This window comes from Sphingomonas sp. PAMC 26617, assembly GCF_000242835.1.
Classification (GTDB): Bacteria; Pseudomonadota; Alphaproteobacteria; order Sphingomonadales; family Sphingomonadaceae; genus Sphingomonas.
The window spans coordinates 1,987,815-2,009,796 of the sequence record NZ_JH594425.1; the positions used below are offsets into that span (position 1 = coordinate 1,987,815).

The window sequence follows — 21,982 nt, forward strand, 5'->3', positions numbered from 1 at the left end:
AGCCGTGAGTGTCAATTCCGTTTGACGGTTGGCCATGTCCATAATAGCGTATGGACATGGCACGCGCGACGACTCATCCGCTGGCATCCATTCCCGTCCCGCGGCTGCGTGACGTTGCGGAACTCCTCAAGCCGATCACGTGGTTCCCGCCGATCTGGGCGTTCCTGTGCGGCGTCGTATCGTCGGGCATTCCCGTGGCGAGCCGCTGGCCGTTTCTGATCGCAGGCGTATTGCTGGTCGGGCCGCTGGTGTGCGGGACGAGTCAGGCGGTCAACGACTGGTTCGACCGGCACGTCGATGCGATCAACGAACCCGGCCGCCCGATCCCGTCGGGGCGGATCGGCGGACATTGGGGATTGTGGATCGCGATGTTCGGGACCGTGCTGGCGCTTGGTGTCGCAACGGTGACGGGGGTCTGGGTGCTGGTCGCGACCGCGGTCGGCCTCGTCTTCGCCTGGGCCTATAGCGCGCCGCCGTTCCGCCTCAAGATCAGCGGGATCTGGGGGCCGGGCGCGGTCGCGTTGACCTATGAAGGGCTGACCTGGTTTACCGGCGCGAGCGTAATGGCGGGCGCCTTGCCGCCGGGGCGCGTGCTCGCGATCCTCGCGCTCTACAGCGCGGGCGCGTTCGGGATCATGACGCTCAACGACTTCAAGGCGGTCGCCGGAGACCGCGCGATGGGGATCCGCTCGCTCCCGGCGACGCTCGGGGTCGGTCCCGCCGCGCGGATCGCCTGCGTGGTGATGGCGGTTCCACAGGTCGTCGTCGTCGGGTTGCTCGCGACCTGGGGGCATGCACTGGTCGCGGGTCTGGTCGCGGCGTTGCTCCTAGGGCAGCTCGCGCTGATGCCGCGGCTGCTGCGCGATCCGCTGCGGCAGACCCCGTGGTACAATGCGACGGGGACGAGCCTGTATGTGCTCGGCATGCTCGCCTCGGCCTTCGGGCTCGGCAGGGTGCTGGGGCTATGAACCGCGCGCCGGTCGACGAACCACTGGGCTGGCTCGGGATCGTCCGGCTCGGGCTGGTGCAAAGCGCGATCGGAGCGATCGTGATGCTGGCGACGTCGCTGCTCAACCGCGTGATGGTGGTCGAATATGCGCTTCCCGCCGCTGTGCCGGCGGGGCTGGTCGCATGGCATTATGCGGTCCAGCTCTCGCGCCCGGCATGGGGACACGGTTCGGACCGCGGCAACCGCCGGACTCCGTGGATCATCGGCGGGATGGCGCTGCTGGCGGGTGGCGCGTTGGCGGCGACCTGGGCGCTCGGCATCATCGCGGGGGGCAGCGTGTGGGGCTATGCGCTGGCGGTCGTCGCCTTCGCGGCGATCGGTGCCGGAGTCGGTGCGGCGGGGACGTCGCTGCTCGCGTTGCTCGCCACGCGAGTCGCGCCGGCGCGCCGAGCGGCGGCGGCGGCGGTGACGTGGATCATGATGGTGTTCGGCATCGCAGTGTCGGCGGCGGTGGCGGGCGCGCTGGTCGACCCGTTCTCGTTCGTCCGGCTGGTCGCGGTCGTCGCGGGGGTGGCGGGGGTGGCGTTCCTCGTCGCAACGCTCGGGATCTGGGGAATCGAGCGGGGCGCGGCGGCACCGGTGGATCGCGCGCGCGCGCCGGCTCCGCAGTTTCGCGTCGCGCTGGGCGCGATCTGGGCGGACCGCGACATGCGCCGGTTCACGGTGTTCGTCTTTCTGTCGATGCTGGCCTATTCGATGCAGGATCTCATCCTCGAGCCGTTTACCGGTCTGCGCTTCGGGCTGACGCCGGGCCAATCGACGCAGGTGTCGAGCGTCCAGCATGGTGGCGTGTTGCTGGGGATGATCCTGGCCGGGCTTGCGGGCAGTGCGTTCGGGGCGCAGTCCGCCACCGGGCTGCGTCACTGGATCTTCGGTGGATGCGTCGGCTCGGCGGTCGCGCTGGCCGGGCTTGCGCTCGCGGCGCTGGTCGGGCCGGGCTGGCCGGTGCTGGCGAACATCTTCGCGCTCGGTTTCGCCAATGGCATCTTCGCGGTCTCGGCAATCGGCGCGATGATGGCGCTTGCCGGGGGCGGGACCGGTGCGGCCCCGGGCGCGGACGCCGGGTTGCGAATGGGGGTGTGGGGCGCCGCGCAGGCGATCGCGTTCGGGCTGGGCGGGCTCGGCGGCGCGGTCGCGGTCGACGGCATGCGCGGCGCGACGGGGTCGGTACCCGAGAGCTTCATGCTCGTCTTTGCGCTGGAGGCGCTGCTGTTCCTCTGCGCCGCCGCACTGGCGCTGCGCGCGCAACCGCAGGCGGAACATTTTGGTCGGGAGGTCACGCTATGACTGCTGCTTTCGATTGCATCGTCGTCGGTGGAGGGCCGTCCGGCGCGACCGCCGCGACCGATCTCGCGCGCGCCGGGCACAGCGTCCTGCTGCTCGACCGGTCCGGACGGATCAAGCCGTGCGGCGGCGCGATTCCCCCGCGCGCGATCGCGGACTTCGCGATTCCCGATCATCTGCTGGTCGGCAAGGCGACGATGGCGCGAATGGTCGCGCCCTCCGCCAAGGCGGTCGACATGCCGGTCGGCGACGGGTTCGTCGGGCTGGTCGACCGCGAGACGTTCGACGAATGGCTCCGCGCGCGCGCCGCGCTGGCGGGGGCGGAACGGCGGACGGGGACGTTCGAACGGATCGAGCGCGATGCAGCGGGGACTGCGGTGGTGGTCTATCGCAGCGACCGCGGTGGCCCCGAACAGCGCGTGACCGCGCGCGCGGTGATCGGCGCGGACGGCGCGCGCTCGGGCGTTGCGCGGAGCGAACTCAAGGGCGCGGACAAGATGCGCTATGTCTTCGCTTATCACGAGATCATTGCCTCGCCCCCCGAGGGCGGCGCCGATTTCGATCGCGCGCGCTGCGACGTCTTCTATCAGGGCAAACACTCCCCCGATTTCTACGCCTGGGTGTTTCCACATGGCGACACCGCGAGCATCGGCGTGGGCAGCGCGCGCAAGGGGCTCGCGTTGCGGGATTCGGTCGCCGCGCTGCGCGCGCAGACCGGGCTCGACGGCTGCGCGACGATCCGCCGCGAAGGCGCGCCGATCCCGCTCAAGCCGCTCAAGCGGTGGGACAATGGCCGCGACGTAGTGGTCGCGGGCGACGCCGCCGGAGTCGTTGCGCCGGCCTCGGGCGAGGGGATCTATTACGCGATGACAGGGGGGCGCCATGCCGCCGAGGCGGTTGCCGCCTTCCTCGTGACGGGCAAGGCGTCCGCGCTCGGGCTGGCGCGCAAGCGCTTCCTGCGCGCGCACGGGCGCGTATTCTGGATCCTCGGGATCATGCAATATTTCTGGTATTCGAGCGACAAGCGGCGCGAACGCTTCGTCAAGATCTGCGAGGATCCCGACGTCCAGCGGCTGACGTGGGACGCGTATATGAACAAGCGGCTGGTCCGCGCCAAGCCGATCGCGCATGTCCGCATCTTCCTCAAGGATCTGCGGCATCTGTTCGGGATGGCCCCGGCATGAAGATGCGCGCGCCCGTGCTCCACCGGTCGTGGGGGTTGCCGATCGCGATGGCGGCGGTCGCGGCAATCGGGGTTACCGCGATGGGGTCGACGATCACCACCTTCGATCCCTGGTATCGCGGTCTCGCCCAGCCGGATTGGGCGCTGTCCGAATCGCGCTACGGTCTGGCGTGGACCGCGATCTACCTGGTCACCGCGCTGGCCGCGGTGACGGGGTGGCGCGCGATGCCCGACCAGTCGGGCGCGGAATGGATGGTCGGGCTGTTCGCGCTCAACGGCTTCCTCAACATCGTGTGGAGCCTGATGGTCTTCCGGTTCCACCGCCCGGACTGGGCCGCGCTGGCGGCGATAGGCTGGTGGGTCGCGATCGCGTTGTGGATCGTGGTGGTGTGGCCGCGCTCGACGATCGCGGGGTGGCTGTTGCTCCCCTATCTCGCCTGGGTGACCTATGCGGGCTATCTGACGATGATGATCGTTCGCCTCAACGGACCGTTCGGCTGACGACGATCCCGACCTGGCTGTTCGCGCAGGGGCATGCGGTCGACCTGATCCTTGCGGTGCTGCTGCTGGAATTCGCCATTCTGACACGACGCAGCGGCTGGTCCACACGCGATGCGGCGCTGCGCTTGCTCCCGGGCGCGTTGATGATGCTGGCGTTGCGCGCTGCGCTGACGGGGGCGGTGTGGTGGTGGATCGCGCTTGCCCTGGCCGCGTCATTCCCCGCGCATCTCGCCGATCTTATGCGCAAGGGTCCCGGGCGGGCGAAATAGGTCTCCCGTTCGTTTCGATCCGTGTCGAGAGGCCGGCACGGCGCCGGTTGCTCGACAGCGGATGATCCGAACGGGAGAAGGACCGATCCGGCGATGAACGCGGGCGGCGACGACGCAAAATGCTGCGAAGCGCCGCCCGTCGTCGCCTTACGAATTGGCCTTGAGATAGGCGATGACGTCGGCGCGTTTCTGCGGGTCGGTCGGCCAGCCGGCGAAGCTCATCTTGGTGCCGGGCACGACTCGCTGCGGGTTTTCGAGATATTGGAACAGCTTTTCCTCGCTCCAGGTGATCCCGCTGTTCTTGTTCGCGGCGGAATAGCTGTAGCCCGCAATGCTCCCCGCTGCGCGACCGACGACCGCGTGGAGCGATGGCCCGATCTTGTTCACGCCGGCCTCGATCGCGTGGCAGGTCTTGCAGGTGATGAAGTCCGCTTCGCCCTTCTTGGCGTCCCCGGTGAAGGCGGCGAATTTCACGCCCGCGACCGTGTCGACATTGTCGGCGGCGACCTTGGCAGCGGCCGGTGCGCTGGCTGGGGCAGCGGCGGCGGTGTCCGTTGCGTTGCTGGCGGTGGTGGTCGTCGTCGTCGTGCTGCTGGTTTCGGTTTCGGCTTTCTTCCCACACGCGGTCAGCATCAAGGCGCTGCAGGCGAGGGCAAGGCCCACCCGCCCAAAAGACATCGTCGATCGTGCTTTCATGTTCCTGCTCCTGTTGGTCCGTTCCGGCTTCTCCCAGGTCGATATCTCACACGATCGAAGCACGGCTGTCCAGAATTATTGACAGCGCGCGGTGTGCTTTAAACCGCCACGTCGCCCTGAATCGGCGGATGCGGCGCATAGTCCGACACGTCGAAATCCTCGATACGATAGCCGTCGATCGAGTCGGGCTTGCGAAGCAGCCTGAGCGTAGGGAAGGCGGCGGGAGCGCGCGCGATCTGTTCGCGGACCTGTGCCTGATGGTTCAGATAGACATGGACGTCGCCGCCCACCCACACGAGCTCGCCCGGCGTCAGTCCGGCCTGCTGCGCGAGCATCACGAGGAGCGCGGCACCGCCGGTAAAATTGAACGGCGCCCCCAGGAAGAGGTCGCATGACCGCTGGAAGATCAGGCAGTTGAGCTCGTTACGGCTGTTGACGTGAAACTGGTAGACCATGTGGCAGGGCGGCAGTGCCATCTGGTCGAGCTCGCCGACGTTCCACGCATGAAACAGCATCCGGCGGCTGGACGGGTTCGTCTTCAACGTCTCGACGAGTGTCGCGATCTGGTCGTGCTCGGTCCCCGACGAATCGACCCAGCGCCGCCACTGCTTGCCGTAGACCGGGCCGAGATCCCCCCACGCCTGCGCGAACGCATCGTCTTCGAGAACGCGCGTCTCGAATTCGGCCTGCGAAAGATCGGCGCCCGTCTCGCGTTGATAGCGGGCGTGCGGCCAGTCGCTCCAGATATGGACGTTCTCGCGCAACAGGTCACGGATGTTGGTCTTGCCGGTCAGGAACCACAGCATCTCCTTGACCGCGGTCTTCCAGTACACCCGCTTGGTGGTGAGGATCGGCACCTGCCCGCCGCTGAGGTCGAACCGCAAAAGCTCGCCGAACAGCGATTTGGTGCCGACTCCGGTCCGGTCCATCCGCGGATCGCCCTTGTCGAGGACGCGCGCGAGCAGATCGAGATACTGATGTTCCGAGCGTGCCATGCCATTCCTCCACCGCGTCGCGAGAGGGGCTAATGGCGAAACACGCGGGCAGCGGCAACGCCGTTTCGGATGCAGCTCGGCTGGGTTGCCGCCCGCGGATGCGCGACCGGTGGCAATGGCCCGTATCCCGCCGTCTTTTCCGAGGTCGTCCGAAGCCAGCGCCCTCGAATCGATCGGGCTGCACTTCGCATCGATCGCCGATGCCGCGCAGGAGGTTGCAATCTTTGCCTATCTTGATCCGGAATGGAGGGTTCTCGGGGTGCGGTGCGTGTCGAGCGGGGCGGTCGATGCGCTGACGGTATCGCTGCGCGACGTGGTGGCGGACGTGATCGCGTTCGATGCGGTGGCGGTCGCGATGGCGCACAACCATCCAAGCGGCGATCCGACGCCAAGCCGCGCGGATTATGCGCTCACCCGGCGGATCGCGCGGACGCTCGAGGCGATCGGGGTGCGGCTGGTCGAGCATGTCGTGCTCGCGCGCGAACGGCGCGACAGTTTCCGCGCACGCGGGCTGCTATAGCGCGGTCAGGAGATCCGGCACGGCTTGATCGCGCCCGGCTCGGGGCGCGGGCCCTGCGGGCGGAAGGTCGCGAGATAGCCGCCCGCCGAGGGCATGTCGTACGTGCCGACCTGGACATAACCGACCGCGGCGAACTCGCACTTGAGCAACGCCGGCGGGGTGCCGTGGTTCTGCGTCGCGCGGTCGGCATCGACCACGACGACCAGCCCGTCGGGGCGCAGCGACGGGCGCATCTGCCACAGGAATTCGTAGGGCTGCTCGATCTCATGGTACATGTGGACCATCACCACGCGGTCGAAACTCGCGTCGGGCAGCTTGGGATCGTTGGGCGCGCCGAGCCGCACGCTCACCGACTCGAGCCGCTCGCGTGCGACGCGCAGGGCGAGCGTATCGCGGACCGCGGGGATGATGTCCTCCGCCAGCACGCGGCCGTCCTTGCCGACGCGTGCGGCGAGGCGGATCGTATAATACCCTTCGCCCGCGCCGATGTCGGCGACGGTCATCCCGCGCCTGATCCCGGCCTTGGCCATGACTTCGCCCGCTTCGTTGAGCCGGTCGCGTTCTTCCTCGGTCGACCAGCGCGACGAGACGACGGGGGCGACCGGGCGATCGGGGGCGGGGAAGGGGCCGGCTTTTTCAGTCCGGTCGGGGACTCGCGCGGGGCCGCCGTCGCACGCGGAGACGAGCAGGAACGCGGTCAGCGTGACGCGGCGGATCGATCTGCGACCGCGAACCACCCCGGCGAAGGCCGGGGTCCAAGCGCGCAACGCGCGATAGTCGTGCGCGGCGCGTCCCTGTTTCGGCCATCGCCATTGGGCCCCGGCCTTCGCCGGGGAGGCACTGACCGGGATAGCCGTTTGCTCGTCCCCCACTATTCGACGTCCTCGACCTCGACCGTCTCGCCCGTCACGCGTTGCGACAGCGCCGCCGCCATGAACGCATCGAGATCGCCGTCGAGCACGTCGGACGGGCTCGACGAGGTGACGCCGGTGCGCAGGTCCTTCACCATCTGATACGGCTGCAGCACGTACGAGCGGATCTGGTGGCCCCAGCCGATGTCGGTCTTGCCCGCATTCTCGGCATTGGCCGCGGCTTCGCGGATCGCGAGCTCGCGTTCGTAGAGACGCGCGCGGAGCTGGTTGTACGCCTCGGCCTTGTTCTTGTGCTGCGACCGCTGGTTCTGGCACTGGACGACGATCCCGGTCGGGATGTGCGTGATGCGCACCGCCGAATCGGTCGTGTTGATGTGCTGCCCGCCCGCGCCCGACGCACGGTAGGTGTCGATCCGCAGGTCGCTCTCGTTATACTCGACCTCGATATTGTCATCGACGACCGGATAGACCCACACGCTCGCGAACGAGGTGTGGCGGCGCGCGGCGCTGTCATACGGGCTGATGCGGACGAGGCGATGCACGCCGCTCTCGGTCTTGGCATAGCCGTAGGCGTTCTCGCCCTTGAGCAGCAGCGTCGCGGACTTGATTCCGGCCTGTTCGCCCGAATGCTGGTCGATCAGCTCGACCTTCAACCCGTGGCGTTCGCCCCAGCGCGAATACATCCGGCTGAGCATCCCCGCCCAGTCCTGGCTCTCGGTCCCGCCCGCGCCGGCGTTGACCTCGATATACGTGTCGTTGCCGTCGGCTTCGCCCGCGAGCAGCGCCTTGACCTTGTCGGTGTCCGCCCGGCGCGCGAGATCGGCGAGCGCGGCAACGCCCTCGCTCTCCATCTCGGTATCGCCCTCGGCTTCGGCCATTTCGATCAGCTCTGCGGTATCGTTGAGTTCGCTCTCGATCGCCCGCGTCGCGGTGATCGCCTCATCGAGACGACGCCGTTCGCGCATAACCGCCTGCGCGGCCTTGGGGTCGTTCCACAAGGCCTGGTCCTCGACGCGCGCGTTGAGCTCGTCGAGCCGACGCAACGCGCGGTCCCAGTCGAGGAAGCGGCGGAGCAGCGCGAGCGCGTCCTTGATCGAATCGATATGAGCCTGCGCTTCAGCGCGCATGAGGAAACCTTCCAGAAAACATCGTTTCGTCGTTCCCGCGGGGGGCGGGAACCCATCATCTCGCCAAGTATCTTCGACCTGCGGGGGTATGGATCCCCGCCTGCACGGGGATGACGTATATGGGGCGGGGGTGGTGCTAGTAAATACCACCCTGTCTTTGCAAGAAATCGCTGTCGCGGCGCGTGTCCTTCTGCGTCTCGGCCGCAGCCCGCGCCCGGTCGGCAGCCGCAGCGGCGGCGGCAGGGTCCGGCACGGTCGCGTCGCGATGGATCACGCGGCGCGGTTCGCTCTCGGGCTTGAACGCTTCCCAGATGACGGGCGCCTTGGGGTCGTCGGTCGGCCATGCGCCGAACACCGGACGCCCGCTGCCACGATCGATCCGCACCATCCGGATCCCGGCGGGCGCGCGGAACGGGATCTTGGGGAAACCTTCATACGCCTTGACCGCAAACGCCTTGAAGATCGGCGCGGCGACGGTGCCGCCTTGCGCCGCCCCACCGAGCGAATGCGGCTGGTCGTAGCCGATGTACAAACCGCCGATCATCTGCGGCGTGCCGCCGATGAACCACACGTCGGTCGGGCCCGAATTGGTCCCGGTCTTGCCGAACATCGGCCGGTCGAGATCGCGCAGCACGGTCGCGGTGCCGCGCTGGATCACGCCCTCGGCGATGTGGATCATCTGGTACGCGCTCATCGCGCTGACGATCTGTTTTCCGCGGACGACCGGGCGCGGCATCGCCTTGCCGTTCCAGTCGGGCGCGTTGCAGCGGTCGCATGCGCGCCAGTTCTCGGGCCAGATCACCTTGCCGTGCCGGTCCTGGACGAAGTCGACCAGCGACGCGGGATGCGACTGCCCCTGGTTGGCGAGGATCGCATAAGCGTTGACCATCCGCGACACCGTCGTCTCGCCCGCGCCGAGCGCATAGGAAAGGTAAGGCGGATATTTGCCGACGCCGATCCGGTCCATCAGCGATACGATCCGCGGCATGCCGGTGGTCGCGGCGGTGCGGACCGTCATCAGGTTGCGCGACTGCTCGACGCCCCAGCGCATCGTGTGCGGCCCCGCACCGCGCATGTTGCCGAAGTTGCGGAAGCACTTCTGCCCGAGCCGCGCGCCCTGATAAACGCAGAACGGCCCGTCGACGATGATCGAGGCAGGCGTCATCCCGCCCTCGAGCGCGGCGGCATAGACGATCGGCTTGATCGTCGAGCCCGGCTGGCGCTGCGCCTGCGTCGCGCGGTTGAACGCCTGGAGCCGCGAGTCGAACCCGCCCTGCATCGCGAGCACGCGGCCCGTCTGCGGCTCCTCGACGACGAACGCGCCCGAGATCTTGGGGACCGAGCGCAACGCGAAACTGCCGCCTTCGGGCGCGACCGCGATGATGTCGCCGACCTTGAGCGCACCGTAAGCCGTGCCACCCCCGCCGCGAACCGGTGTCTGCGCGGCGGAGCGTGGCATCGCGCCGGTCTCGCCAGTGGCGAAGCCGAGCGTCGCGCCGCCGGTGTCGAGACCGATCACGATCGCGGCGCGCCAGTCGTCGTAATCCAGCCCGATATTCTTGTTGAGGAACGCCGCCTGCCACGCATCGCCGTCGATCTTGGCATGCCCGAGCGGGCCGGACCAGCCGCGCCCGCGGTCGAACCGGAGCAGGCCCTCGCGCAGCGCGGTCTGCGCATAATCCTGCATCTTGGGGTCGAGCGACGTGCGCACCCACAGGCCGCCCGCATAGACGCTGTACGGCCCGGTCATCGCATCCTCGCCGAACTTGTCCATCAGCTGGCGGCGGACCGCCTCGACGAAATAGCCCGCGCCCGCGGTCTCGCGCTTGGGAGTCTGGCGCGGGACGGTGCCGAGCGGTTCGGCCATCGCGCTGTCGTGCTGAGCCTGGGTAATGAACCCGTTCTTGAGCATCTCGCGCAGCACATAGGCGCGGCGGTCGATCGCGCGCTGCGTGTGGCGGACCGGGTCGTAGTTGGACGGGCCCTTGGGCAGGATCGCCAAGTACGCCATCTGCGCGAGGTCGAGCTGATTGAGGTCCTTGCCGAAATAGGCGTAGCTCGCCGCCGCGACGCCGAACGCGTTCCGCCCGAGCGCGATCTGGTTGAGGTACAGCTCGAGGATCTGCTTCTTGGTCAGCGTGCCCTCGATCCGGTAGGCGAGGATCGCTTCCTTGATCTTGCGGCTGTAATTGGGCGCATTGCCAATCAGCAGGTTCTTGGCGACCTGCTGCGTGATCGTCGACGCGCCCGCCGGGCGGCGCCCGGTACGGATGTTGGTGACCGCGGCATTGACGACCCCGAGATAGTCGACCCCGTGATGCTCGAAGAACGACTTGTCCTCCGCGGCAAGGAACGCGCGGACCAGCATCGGGGGATATTCGTCGTAGCTCAGCTCGACCCGGCGTTCGCGCGCATAGGTATAGACCGGAGTGCCATCGACCCCGCGGACGTTGGTCGGCAGCGGCGGCTCATAGGTGCGCAGCTTGTCGACCGAGGGCAGGTCGGAGGCGAAGACGTACCAGCCGATCCCCCCCAGGACCGCGCCGAGCAGCGCCAGCACCGCGAGCGTCTTGACCCACCAGCGGCCCCATGTGCGGCGCAGGACGCCTGCGGAGCCACCGTCTTCCCGACGAATACGGAATGTCACGGTGGAGTCGGGCTCGGCCATAAGCGACGAGGCTCTAGCAACTTTCGCGAGGGTTGCCAGCCGCCTTTGCCGCACGCGCGCGTTCCCCGCGGCTTACCGGGTCGCCATCCGCCGCGCGAAATGCACCTCGACCGCGCGTTCGACGCTTTGCGCGATGCGGCGACGGCCGTCGTCGCTATCGATGAACGCGGCGTCGACCGGGTTAGAGATATAGCCCGTCTCGAACAGGACCGAGGGCATGTCGGGTGCCTTGAGCACCATCAGCGACGCCATGCGGTGAAAGTTGGGCTTGAGCGGCACGAGCTCGCGCGCCTCGCGGCCGAGCAGCCGCGCGAACCCGGCGGAGGCGTTCATCGTCTCGCGCTGGGTAAGGTCGATCAGGATCGAGGAGATGTCGGCATTGGTCGCGGCGAGATTGACGCCGGCGATAACGTCCGCCTTGTTCTCGCGCGCCGCGAGCCGGGCGGACTCCTTGTCCGAGGCGACTTCGGACAGCGTGTAGACCGACGCGCCGGTGGCGGACCCGGCGCCGACGCTGTCGCAATGGATCGAAATGAACAGGTCGCCGCCGAGCCGCCGCGCGATGCCATAGCGCTCACGGAGGATCAGGAAGCGGTCGTCCTCGCGGGTCAAGGCGACACGGACGCGCCCGCCGCGGACGAGTTCGTCGCGGATCGCCTGGGCGATCCTGAGCGTCACGTCCTTCTCGCGCCGCCCGTCGACCGGCGAGATCGCGCCGGGGTCGACCCCGCCATGCCCTGCATCGATCACGACCAGCGGACGCCGCGCATCCTCGCCGTAGATTCGCGGCAACCGCCCGCGCCGGGGCGCCGGGGGGACGGGGACCGCGAGCGTATAGCGGCGCGCGTGGGGTGGATCAGACTGCGCGACCTTCGCCTGCTCTCCGCGCGCGACACGGTCGAACGGTGCAGCTCCGACCGGCGCGGATAGCATGCAGGCACCGACCGACAGCGCGACGGGCAGAAAAGCACTGCGGCTCTCGGAACGGTCCCGAGTCCGGCGATCGGCGTCGCGGTCTTCCGGCCAGAGCAACAGCTTGGGGTTGCACGGCAATGCGGCGAGAAACCTCCTCAAACCCGACAGCACGCGCACCTTTCCCCTGATCGTCCAATCCTCTGCGTCACCCATAGCGCAAGAAGGTTACCATGTCCTGTCGTCATGGAATTGCCGGATCCGCTTCCGAAACGTGCCGGTTGCTGCGCACGCGGGTCGGTGCTAGGCAACAACAAGCATCTGTTCGTTATCCAGGTTATGGAGGCGACAGGTCCACTCGGCCGCCCCGGCGTTCCTGGGCGCGGCCTATCCAGGTTGACGTTCGCATGAAGCATGAATCCCGTTTCTCGTTTCCCCCGGTTCCGACCGGCGGGAACGCGACTGCGCGGGATGCCCAGGGCCGGAAGGCCGGGCGTGCAGGGCGAGCAGAGGCATTTTTTGCAACCCACCGCGCGAGCGAACAAGGCGGCGTGACCGCCCCTCGCTCCGCGTACCTTTATTTCGCGCGGCCAGCGCCATGGCGCAGCCGGCCGCGCGTCCGGAGACAATTACATGACCACGCGTATGCTGATCGACGCACGGCACCGGGAAGAGACCCGCGTTGCTGTCGTCAAGGGAAACCGGATCGAAGAGTTTGATTTCGAATCCGCTGAGCGCAAGCAGCTCAAGGGAAATATCTATCTGGCCAAGGTGACGCGCGTCGAGCCGTCGCTCCAGGCCGCGTTCATCGATTACGGCGGCAACCGCCACGGCTTCCTCGCTTTCAGCGAAATCCACCCCGATTACTATCAGATCCCCAAGGAAGATCGCGACGCGCTCCTGCGCGAAGAGGCCGAGCACGCCGCTGAAGAAGCTGCGTTGCGCGCCCAGCAGGACGCCGAGGACGATCTCGAGGGCGACGACGAGGGGTTCGAGTCCGACGAGGAAGCGATCGAGCGCTACGACGACGATGGCGGGCATGAGTCGGACGAGAATATCCCCGACCGTGAAGTCGCGTCCGAGGGCGAGAACCCCGGCGAGGGCCGTGGCCGTCGCCGCCGCAAGCGCTCGGCATCGGACGATGCCGCAGACGATCTGCGCGAGCGTCGCACCAACCTGCGCCATCGCTACAAGATCCAGGACGTCATCCGCCGTCGGCAGGTTCTGCTCGTCCAGGTCGTAAAGGAAGAACGCGGCAACAAGGGCGCCGCACTGACCAGCTATCTGTCGCTGGCGGGGCGCTATTGCGTGCTGATGCCTAACACGTCGCATGGCGGCGGGATCAGCCGCAAGATTTCGAACGCGGGCGATCGCAAGCGCTTGAAGTCGATCATGGCGGACATGAAGCTGCCGCCGTCGATGGGCTGCATCGTGCGGACCGCTGGCCTCCAGCGCACGCGGCAGGAAATCAAGCGCGACTTCGATTATCTCGCCCGGCTGTGGGACGGGATCCGCGAGACGACGCTGTCGTCCTCCGCGCCCGCGCTCGTTTACGGCGACAGCGACCTGATGAAGCGCGCGATCCGCGACATCTACAATCGCGAGATCGACGAGGTCATCGTCGAGGGCACCGAAGGCTATCAGCACGCCAAGGATTTCATGCGGCTGCTGATGCCGAGCCATGCGCGCAAGGTGAAGCATTACAGCGACCCCGTGCCGCTGTTCCAGCGCGCGGGCGTCGAGGAGCAGCTTTCCGCAATGTATCACCCGGTGGTCCAGCTCAAGTCGGGCGGCTATCTGGTCATCAACCCGACCGAGGCTTTGGTGTCGATCGACATCAACTCGGGCCGCTCGACCCGCGAGCATTCGATCGAGCAGACCGCGACCGCGACCAACCTCGAGGCTGCCGCCGAAATCGCGCGCCAGTTGCGGCTGCGCGACATGGCGGGTCTCGTCGTGATCGACTTCATCGACATGGATAACGGCTCGAACGTCCGCAAGGTCGAGAAGGCGATGAAGGAAGCGCTCAAGAACGATCGCGCGCGGATCCAGATCGGCCGCATTTCGTCGTTCGGGCTGATGGAAATGAGCCGCCAGCGGCTCCGCACCGGCGTGCTCGAGGCATCGACCCGGCCGTGCCCGCATTGCGAAGGTTCGGGCTTCGTCCGCACCGCCTCGTCGTCGGGCCTCTCGGCACTGCGTCTGCTCGAGGACGAAGCCGCGCAGGGTCGCGGATCGCAGTTGCTGCTGCGCGCGAGCCAGGAAGCGGCGTTCTACCTGCTCAACCGCAAGCGGGGCGAACTCGCGGAGATCGAAGAGCGTTACGGCGTGATGATCGAAGTCTCGCCCGACGGCGAGCAGGAAGGCGCGCGCATGTCGGTCGAGGTCTCCGGACCGCCGCCCGCCTACACGCCGCGCTTCGACGCGCCGATCGAGGAAATCGAGGAAGATTTCATCGAGGAGGAAGAGGAAGAGATCGAGGACGCGATCGGGGAAGAGGATGAGCCCAAGGCCGTCCGCGAGCCGCGCGAGCGTCCGGAACGCGCCGAGCGTGCGGGCGATGATGACAGCGGCTCGCGCCGTCGTCGCCGCCGTCGCGGGCGTCGCGGTCGCAACCGTCCCGAGGGTGAAGGCGAGGTCGAGGGTTCGTCCGAGGGCGAGATCGACGGCGAAATGCTGGCGGACACCGACGAGGAGCGCGGCGACGGGGTGGCGGAAGCGTCCGATGTCGCAGAGTTGCTCGGTGCCGACGTCGCGATTGAGTCCGATGGCGACGATAGCGCAGCGAGCGCCGAAGGCGATGCGGCAGCGGGCGAGGGCGGCAAGCGCCGCCGCGGTCGTCGCGGTCGTCGTGGTGGTCGTCGCGCCGAGGGCGAACAGACCTCTGCCGATCAGGCCGGTGTCGATCAGGCTGGCATCGCGCCGTCCACGGACGACGCAGTCGGCGAAGCACAGCCGGTCGAGCCGGTTGCGGACCTGCCCGCAGTCGACGTCGAGACGATGGTCGCGCTGACCGAGGCGGAAGCCCCGGCCGACGCCGCGGTCGAGGAGGAGGCCCCCAAGAAGGGGCGTCGTCGCCCGAAGGCGCGCAAGCCCGAGACCGCCGCCAAGCCGGCGGCCAAGGCTGCCGTCGTCGAAGCGCCGGTCGCCGAGACCCCGGTGGTCGAGGCCCCCGCCGTCGACGCGGAGGCAGACGCCAAGCCCAAGCGCCGTCGCACCAAGAAGCCTGCGGTCGCCGAGGCTCCTGCGGAAGCGGCCGTCGAAGCTCCGGTCGCGCCGGTTGCCGAGGAAGCGCCCGCCAAGCCCAAGCGCACGCGTCGCCCCAAGGCGAAGGCCGATGGTGCGGCCGAGGCGCCGGTTGCGGACAGCAGCCCGGCCATCGCGCCGGTCGCAGCGGTCGAACCGGCCCCGGCGATCGCGCCTGCCCCGGCAGCCGAGCCCGCGGCCGAACCCGTCAGCGAGCGCGAGGCCCCGGCCCCCGCGCCGACCGCGATCGATCCCGATCCGGGCGAGGCGGGCACCCCGCGCCGCGGCTGGTGGCAGCGCACCTTCGGCGCGTAACCCCGATCCGCGTCCCCTGGCATGTCGCCGGGGGACGCGGGTTCCTCAAGACCGATCAGCGGCCACACGCCGCTCTCCGACCGATGCAGCATCGCTGCCCCGCGCCGATGCGGCCAGTCCGCCCGACATCGCGCACCAACCACCCCTCATAATCCGGCGTCAGACGCCGCTTCGTTTCGCACGGAGCAATCTCGACATTTGAGAGTTTCAGCCCCGCAACGACCCGAGTCGGTGCTCGGTTCACCGTGTCGGTCTTCGTCAGATAAAGGATCAAACAATCGCTATCGAACGGCAGCGCATCGAAAACGGAGGACTGATCGTCTTCCTCGTGCTGATCACCATCGGACTGGGTCTGGTCGTCACCACCTTCATGGGCGCGCTCCTCTGGTCGACGCTGGCTGCGATCCTGTTCCAGCCGTTGTTCCAGCGGCTGCTTGCGCACTGGCCCGGGCGGCGCAACCGCGCCGCGCTGGTCACGTTGCTGGTGATCACGGTTGCGGTGATCATCCCCGCGCTGATCGTGGGCAGCATGGTCGTCGATCAGGCCGCCGGCGTGTACGGCCAGTTCCGATCGGGGCAGATCAATGTCGCGTCGTATTTCGAGCAGGTCCACGACGCCTTGCCGCAACGGCTCCAGCAGCTGCTCGACAATAGCGGTTTCGGCAGCTTCGAGCGGGCGCAGGCGCAACTTTCCGAGGCGATCAGCAACAGCGCGAGCATGCTGGCGCGGCGCGCGTTTTCGATCGGCGCGAATGCCGCGGCGTTCGTGCTGGCGTTCGGCGTCGGTCTCTACGTCACGTTCTTCCTGCTGCGCGACGGCGCGCGGCTTGGTCCGGCGGTGGTCGGCGCGCTGCCGCTCGAACACCGCGTGGCGACGCGCCTGGCGAACAAGTTCGTGACGGTCGCGCGCGCGACGATCAAGGGGTCGGTCGTCGTGGCGTTGGTTCAGGGGGCGCTCGGCGCGGTCACCTTCTGGATCGTCGGGCTGCCGGCGGCCTTGCTGTGGGGCGTGCTGATGGCGATCGCGGCGTTGCTGCCCGCGATCGGTCCCGCGATCATCTGGGGGCCGGTCGCGATCTACCTGTTCGCGACCGGGGCGATCTGGCAGGCGGGCGTGGTCATTGCGTCGGGCGTGCTGGTGATCGGCCTCGCCGACAACATCCTGAGACCGATGCTGGTCGGGCGCGACACCGGCATCCCGGACTGGCTCGTGCTGGTGACGACGCTGGGCGGGATCGAACTGGTCGGCTTGAGCGGGATCGTCGTCGGTCCGATCGTCGGCGCGCTGTTCCTGACCGGATGGGGCATCCTCACCGAAAAGCGGCTGGGGACACGCGCTGCCGAGGAGTCGGCGAGGTCGCCATCGCAGGCTGATCCCGGACCCTGAGGTTGGGTGGATCGCCGCGGGGCTTCGGTACGCAATCCCCCGGTCTTCACCCGCCATTCAGCCGCGCCCGTCCATCGCCGCCATGGTTGCCCGCCCGCGCAAACTCGGGGATAGGAGAAGCATGAAGCGGTACATCGCGGGACTCGCGGCCTCCCTCCTGCTCGTGGCGCAACCCGCGGTCGCGCAATCGATCCTGCGCGATGCCGAGACCGAGGCGATGTTCAACGACATGTCGCTGCCGCTGATCAAGGCGGCGGGCCTGTCGCCCGCGGCGGTCAAAGTCGTCCTCATCAACGACGATTCGATCAACGCCTTCACCGCGGGCGGGCAGACGATCTATGTCCATTCGGGGCTGATCCAGGCCGCCGACAATGCCAACCAGGTCCAGGGCGTGATCGCGCACGAGCTCGGCCACGTCGCCGACGGGCATGTCGTGCTGATGGACGGCGGTGCGCGCCCCGCGATGGGAATCTCGATCCTGAGCATGGTGCTTGGCGTCGCGGCGATCGCGGCGGGCGCGCCCGAGGCGGGGGCAGGCATCCTGTCGGCGGGCACCAGCGCCGCGCAGGGCAAGTTCCTCGCCTACACCCGCGTCCAGGAATCGACCGCGGATGCGACGGGTGCCAAGTTCCTGCGCGAGTCCGGCGTTTCGGGGAAGGGCATGCTGACCTTCTTCAAGAAGCTGCAGAACGAGGAATATGCCTATGGGCTCAACAACATCGACCCGTTCGCGCAAAGCCATCCGCTGTCCGGCGAGCGCATCGCCAACCTGACCGCCGACGTCCAGGCCTCGCCTGCCTACAACACCAGGCCCGACCCCGGCCTCGAGGAGCGGTTCAAGCGGGTCAAGGCCAAGCTGATGGGCTATGTCGCCGACCCCAAGGCGACGCTCAACACCTATCCCGAGCAGGATCAGAGCGTCTACGCGCATTATGCGCGGGCCTATGCATGGCACAAATCAGGCTATCCCGAAAAGGCGGATGCCGAGGCGACCGCGCTGATCAAGGCCGCCCCGCACGACCCGTATTTCCTCGAGATCCAGGGGCAGATCCTGCTCGAGGCGGGCAAGCCGGTCGCGGCGCTGGCACCGCTGCGCGAGGCGACCGACCTGTCGCGCAACAGCCCGCTGATCGCGACCACCTTCGGCCACGCGCTGATCGCGACCGAGGACAAGGCGAATTACCCCGAGGCGATCAAGGTTTTGCGCCAGTCGGTCGCGCGCGACGACGACAACCCCTTCGCCTGGTATCAGCTCGGCACGGTCTATGAGGCGTCGGGCGATCAGACCCGTGCGCTGCTCGCGACCGCCGAGCAGGCGAGCCTGACCGGCGACCAGCGAACCGCCGCCTATAGTGCGCGCGGCGCGATGCAGGGCTTGCCGCCCAATTCGACCGACTGGATCCGCGCGCAGGACATTGCGTTGGCCGCCCAGAACGAAATGTCCGACAACCCCAAGAAATATAAGAAAAGACGCTGATGCGCCCTTATGCAGGTTCCTTCGCGGTGGCGTTCGTCGCCGCCATTCTCGGCGCGGCGCTGTTCTGGGCGGCCGAACGGCTGATCCCCGCGAGCGCTCCGGACGCGGCGCGGACCGAACAGGTCGTCCACGATTACCTGCTCGCGCACCCCGAGATCATCCCGCAGGCGATGGACGCGCTGCGCGACCGCGCGCACGCCGACGTGATTTCGGCGAACCGCGACGCGATCCTCAAGCCGTTCGGCAGCGCGTGGCAGGGGAGTGCCAACCCCGACGTCACGCTGGTCGAATATTACGACTATAATTGCGGCTATTGCCGCGCCAGCCTGCCGACGATCGCGGCGCTGCTCAAGAGCGACCCGAAGCTCCGCATCGTGTTCCGCGAATTCCCCGTGTTGAGCGATGCGAGTGTCGATGCCGCGCGGATGAGCCTCGCAGCGGCGCAGCAGGGCAAGTTCAAGCCGTTCCACGACGCGCTCTACGCGGCGGGCCCGGTGTCGGGCGCGACGATTGCGGCGTCGGCACGGACGGCGGGCGTCGACCTCGCCAAGGCGGCTGCGTTCACCCCGCAGGCCGAGGCCGAGATCGCGTCCAACATGGGTGTTGCGCGGCAATTGGGGCTGACCGGCACGCCGAGCTGGGTGATCGGTAACACCGTCGTATCTTCGGCGCTGACGCTCGACGCCCTGCAGAAGGCGGTCGCGGCGGCGCGCGCGGCGAAATAACGCCGGACCGGCCGTCCGCCGGTGGGGACGGTGGGCGTGAACCGGAGGCGGCGTGCGGCGTTGGGGGACCATCCTCCAGTGCGAGACGCCTCATGCCCACCGACCGCCCGAAAATCATCTGCCACATGACGTCCTCGCTCGACGGTGGCCTACACCCGAGCCGCTATACGACGAGCCCTGACGGAACCTCCAAGGACTGGACCGCGCTCTACGAGCAGCTCCACGACGACATGGATGCGGACGGCTGGATCGTCGGCCGCGTGACGATGGCGGAAATGGCGAAGGGCGACCCTGCGACCGCACCTGCGGACGCAACGGTCGAACGCCCGGTCCACATCGCGAACACGGCCGCGCAAAGCTACGCGGTGACGGTCGATCGTTCGGCGAAGCTGCATTTCGGCGCGGGCGACGTCGGCGGCGATCATGTCGTCGTGCTGCTGGGCGGGGACGTTAGCGACGCGCATCTGGCCGAACTCGCGGCAAGCGGGGTTTCCTATGTCGTATCCGGCGGGGCCGAGATCGCTCTTCCCGCCGCGCTCGCTACGCTGAAGCGCGCTTTCGGGATCGAGACGCTGCTCCTCGAAGGCGGGGGCGGGATCAACGGGACGTTCCTTGCCGCGGGGCTGGTCGACGAACTGAGCGTCGTGGTGACACCCGCGCTCGACGGCGGTGCCGGGGCGGAAAGCATCGTCAAGTTCGATGACGGGCTGAAGGGCAAGGTTACGCTCTCGCTGACCGGCTGCGAGCGACTGGCGCATGGCGTCGTCCACCTCCGCTACGCGGTAACGGCGGCCTGAACGGTCCCTATCCGTACACCTCCCCGGCGCAGGCCGGGGCCCAAGAGCTATGGTGGAGGTAACGGAGCGCAGCCGCCCGCACTCTTCTGTTCCGCTCCTGGGCCCCGGCCTTCGCCGGGGAAACAGGTTGCGACGGCGGCGGCTGGACGACCCCCCAACCTTGTTGCCACGCAACGCCAACCCTATCTCCCGGTTCAGGAAACGGGGGCTTGATGGACAGCATACTTTCGGTCGCGGGGGTCTCGAAGACCTACGCATCAGGCCAGCACGCGCTCCAGCCGATCGATCTGTCGATCAACCGCGGCGAGATCTTCGCGCTGCTTGGCCCAAACGGCGCGGGCAAGACCACGCTCATCTCGATCATCTGCGGGATCGTCACCCCCACCACCGGCAGCGTAACGGTGCTCGGCCATGACGCGCTCACCGACTTCGGCAGCGCACGCCGCGCGATCGGGCTGGTGCCACAGGAACTGTCGGTCGACATGTTCGAGACCGTGATCGCCACCGTCCGCTTCAGCCGCCGCCTGTTCGGGCGCGGGGCGAACGAGGCGCATCTCGAACAGGTGCTGCGTGACCTTTCCTTGTGGGACAAGCGCGACGCCAAGATCATGACGCTGTCGGGCGGGATGAAGCGCCGCGTGCTGATCGCCAAGGCGCTCGCGCACGAACCCGACATCCTGTTCCTCGACGAACCGACCGCCGGGGTGGACGTCGCGCTGCGGCGGGACATGTGGAAGCTCGTCCACCGGCTCCGCGAGAAGGGCACGACGATCATCCTGACGACGCATTACATCGAGGAGGCCGAGGAAATGGCCGACCGGGTCGGCGTCATCAACAAGGGGCAGCTGATCCTGGTCGAGGGCAAGGCCGAGCTGATGAAGAAGCTCGGCAAGCGCCAGATGTTGATCTCATTGCAGGAACCGCTGTCCACGCTCCCCGCCGCGCTGTCCGACTGGGACGTCGCGCTCGAGAACGACGACCGGACGCTGCGCTACGTCTTCGATGCGCAGGCCGAGCATACCGGCATTCCCTCGCTGTTGCGGAAGCTCGGCGAACTGGGGATCGGGTTCAAGGATCTCGAGACCTCGAAATCGAGCCTTGAGGATATTTTCGTCGACCTGGTCGAGAAGAAGGACGCGGCATGAGCGGCACCGACAAAGCCCCCGCGATCAATTTCAACGGGATCTGGGCGATCTACCGGTTCGAGATGGCGCGCGCGCTGCGCACCCTGTGGCAGAGCCTCGTCACCCCGGTCATCACCACCTCGCTCTATTTCGTCGTGTTCGGCGGCGCGATCGGGTCGCGGATCAGCACGGTCGGCGGGGTCGGGTACGGCAGCTTCATCGTGCCGGGCCTCATCATGCTGTCGCTGCTGACGCAGAGCATCGCCAATGCCTCGATCGGCATCTATTTCCCCAAGTTCACCGGCACGATGTTCGAGCTGCTTTCCGCGCCGGTGTCGGCGATGGAGATGGTGGTAGGCTATGTCGGTGCAGCCGCAACCAAGTCAATGGTGATCGGGCTGATCATCCTCGCGACCGCGGCGCTGTTCGTGCCGCTCGAGATCGTCCACCCGCTCGCGATGATCGCGTTCCTGATCCTGACCAGCGTGACCTTCAGCCTGTTCGGCTTCATCATCGGGATCTGGGCGAAGGGGTTCGAGCAGCTCAACTTCATCCCCGCGCTGTTGATCACCCCGCTGACCTTCCTCGGCGGCGCGTTCTATTCGATCGACATGCTGCCGCAGCCGTGGCGGACGGTCAGCCTGTTCAACCCGGTGGTCTATCTGGTGAGCGGGTTCCGCTGGGCGTTCTTCGACAGGGGCGACGTGTCGGTCGGGCTGAGCCTTGGCGTGACCGCGCTGTTCCTGGTCGCGTGCCTCGGCGTCGTGGGGTGGATCTTCCGGAGCGGGTGGCGGCTTAAGAACTGAGGCGTCGGTTCGCGACCAACGCCTAGCCGATGCGCCCGACCCTTGTTCCTAGCCCCCGTTTCGATAGAG

The 21,982-nt window shown here is 67.7% G+C and carries 19 protein-coding genes; 13 read left to right on the plus strand and 6 right to left on the minus strand.

All coding sequences use genetic code 11. The features are described from left to right. Positions 1-50 precede the first annotated feature (50 nt). From chlG to RH91_RS08830, 5 genes are read left to right on the plus strand one after another with little or no spacing between them, the layout of a single operon-like run. Positions 51-968: a chlorophyll synthase ChlG gene (gene chlG, locus RH91_RS08810; protein ID WP_010162323.1), complete on the plus strand. Its 918-nt coding sequence runs from the start codon at positions 51-53 to the stop codon at positions 966-968. Then, on the plus strand, positions 965-2,296 hold the full coding sequence (locus tag RH91_RS08815; RefSeq protein ID WP_010162324.1) for a BCD family MFS transporter: 1,332 nt from the start codon (positions 965-967) through the stop codon (positions 2,294-2,296). The genes chlG and RH91_RS08815 overlap by 4 nt, the downstream gene beginning before the upstream one ends. Next, positions 2,293-3,477 (plus strand): geranylgeranyl diphosphate reductase, encoded by a 1,185-nt coding sequence (locus RH91_RS08820; protein ID WP_010162325.1) that lies wholly within the window; start codon positions 2,293-2,295, stop codon positions 3,475-3,477. Before RH91_RS08815 ends, RH91_RS08820 begins: the two co-directional genes overlap by 4 nt. Then, positions 3,474-3,977, plus strand: a complete 504-nt coding sequence (locus RH91_RS08825; RefSeq protein ID WP_010162326.1) for a TspO/MBR family protein — start codon at positions 3,474-3,476, stop codon at positions 3,975-3,977. Before RH91_RS08820 ends, RH91_RS08825 begins: the two co-directional genes overlap by 4 nt. Positions 3,978-4,033: 56 nt before the next feature. Next, positions 4,034-4,246, plus strand: a complete 213-nt coding sequence (locus RH91_RS08830) for a hypothetical protein (RefSeq protein WP_010162327.1) — start codon at positions 4,034-4,036, stop codon at positions 4,244-4,246. A gap of 147 nt (positions 4,247-4,393) precedes the next feature. Here the strand turns inward: RH91_RS08830 and RH91_RS08835 are convergent, their stop codons facing one another. Together RH91_RS08835 and RH91_RS08840 are read right to left on the minus strand one after the other, a co-directional pair. Continuing rightward, the gene (locus RH91_RS08835; protein WP_232283445.1) at positions 4,394-4,942 is read right to left on the minus strand and encodes a c-type cytochrome; all 549 of its coding nucleotides are present in this window, start codon (positions 4,940-4,942) and stop codon (positions 4,394-4,396) included. A 98-nt stretch (positions 4,943-5,040) separates the two neighbouring features. Further along, a complete protein-coding gene (locus tag RH91_RS08840) occupies positions 5,041-5,937 on the minus strand; it encodes a thymidylate synthase (RefSeq protein WP_010162329.1) in 897 nt (298 codons plus the stop codon). Positions 5,938-6,052: 115 nt separating this feature from the next. On the opposite strand from RH91_RS08840, the gene RH91_RS08845 reads away from it, so the two are divergent. Then, positions 6,053-6,457: a JAB domain-containing protein gene (locus RH91_RS08845; protein WP_010162330.1), complete on the plus strand. Its 405-nt coding sequence runs from the start codon at positions 6,053-6,055 to the stop codon at positions 6,455-6,457. Positions 6,458-6,462: 5 nt separating this feature from the next. Here the strand turns inward: RH91_RS08845 and RH91_RS08850 are convergent, their stop codons facing one another. The 4 genes from RH91_RS08850 to RH91_RS08865 form a co-directional block, all read right to left on the minus strand. Continuing rightward, the gene (locus RH91_RS08850; RefSeq protein ID WP_051116681.1) at positions 6,463-7,194 is read right to left on the minus strand and encodes a methyltransferase domain-containing protein; all 732 of its coding nucleotides are present in this window, start codon (positions 7,192-7,194) and stop codon (positions 6,463-6,465) included. Between the two features lie 134 nt (positions 7,195-7,328). Continuing rightward, positions 7,329-8,456 carry a peptide chain release factor 2 gene (prfB, locus tag RH91_RS08855; RefSeq protein WP_029623721.1) on the minus strand — a complete coding sequence of 376 codons (1,128 nt, stop codon included), beginning with the start codon at positions 8,454-8,456 and terminating at the stop codon, positions 7,329-7,331. Between the two features lie 136 nt (positions 8,457-8,592). Next, positions 8,593-11,124 carry a penicillin-binding protein 1A gene (locus tag RH91_RS08860; protein ID WP_010162333.1) on the minus strand — a complete coding sequence of 844 codons (2,532 nt, stop codon included), beginning with the start codon at positions 11,122-11,124 and terminating at the stop codon, positions 8,593-8,595. Positions 11,125-11,196: 72 nt separating this feature from the next. Further along, positions 11,197-12,177, minus strand: a complete 981-nt coding sequence (locus RH91_RS08865; RefSeq protein ID WP_010162334.1) for an N-acetylmuramoyl-L-alanine amidase family protein — start codon at positions 12,175-12,177, stop codon at positions 11,197-11,199. 492 nt (positions 12,178-12,669) lie between these two features. On the opposite strand from RH91_RS08865, the gene RH91_RS08870 reads away from it, so the two are divergent. The 7 genes from RH91_RS08870 (at position 12,670) to RH91_RS08900 (ending at position 21,913) form a co-directional block, all read left to right on the plus strand. Continuing rightward, positions 12,670-15,597 carry a ribonuclease E/G gene (locus tag RH91_RS08870; protein ID WP_029623722.1) on the plus strand — a complete coding sequence of 976 codons (2,928 nt, stop codon included), beginning with the start codon at positions 12,670-12,672 and terminating at the stop codon, positions 15,595-15,597. A gap of 328 nt (positions 15,598-15,925) precedes the next feature. Beyond that, positions 15,926-16,984 carry an AI-2E family transporter gene (locus tag RH91_RS08875; RefSeq protein WP_010162337.1) on the plus strand — a complete coding sequence of 353 codons (1,059 nt, stop codon included), beginning with the start codon at positions 15,926-15,928 and terminating at the stop codon, positions 16,982-16,984. Positions 16,985-17,105: 121 nt separating this feature from the next. Then, positions 17,106-18,461 (plus strand): M48 family metalloprotease, encoded by a 1,356-nt coding sequence (locus tag RH91_RS08880; RefSeq protein WP_010162338.1) that lies wholly within the window; start codon positions 17,106-17,108, stop codon positions 18,459-18,461. Further along, positions 18,461-19,186 carry a DsbA family protein gene (locus tag RH91_RS08885; RefSeq protein WP_010162339.1) on the plus strand — a complete coding sequence of 242 codons (726 nt, stop codon included), beginning with the start codon at positions 18,461-18,463 and terminating at the stop codon, positions 19,184-19,186. Before RH91_RS08880 ends, RH91_RS08885 begins: the two co-directional genes overlap by 1 nt. Before the next feature lie 92 nt (positions 19,187-19,278). After that, positions 19,279-19,983 (plus strand): RibD family protein, encoded by a 705-nt coding sequence (locus RH91_RS08890; RefSeq protein WP_010162340.1) that lies wholly within the window; start codon positions 19,279-19,281, stop codon positions 19,981-19,983. A 212-nt stretch (positions 19,984-20,195) separates the two neighbouring features. Further along, a complete protein-coding gene (locus tag RH91_RS08895) occupies positions 20,196-21,128 on the plus strand; it encodes an ABC transporter ATP-binding protein (protein WP_010162341.1) in 933 nt (310 codons plus the stop codon). Then, complete coding sequence (locus tag RH91_RS08900; protein WP_010162342.1) at positions 21,125-21,913, plus strand: ABC transporter permease; 789 nt, start codon at positions 21,125-21,127, stop codon at positions 21,911-21,913. The genes RH91_RS08895 and RH91_RS08900 overlap by 4 nt, the downstream gene beginning before the upstream one ends. Positions 21,914-21,982: the final 69 nt, after the last annotated feature.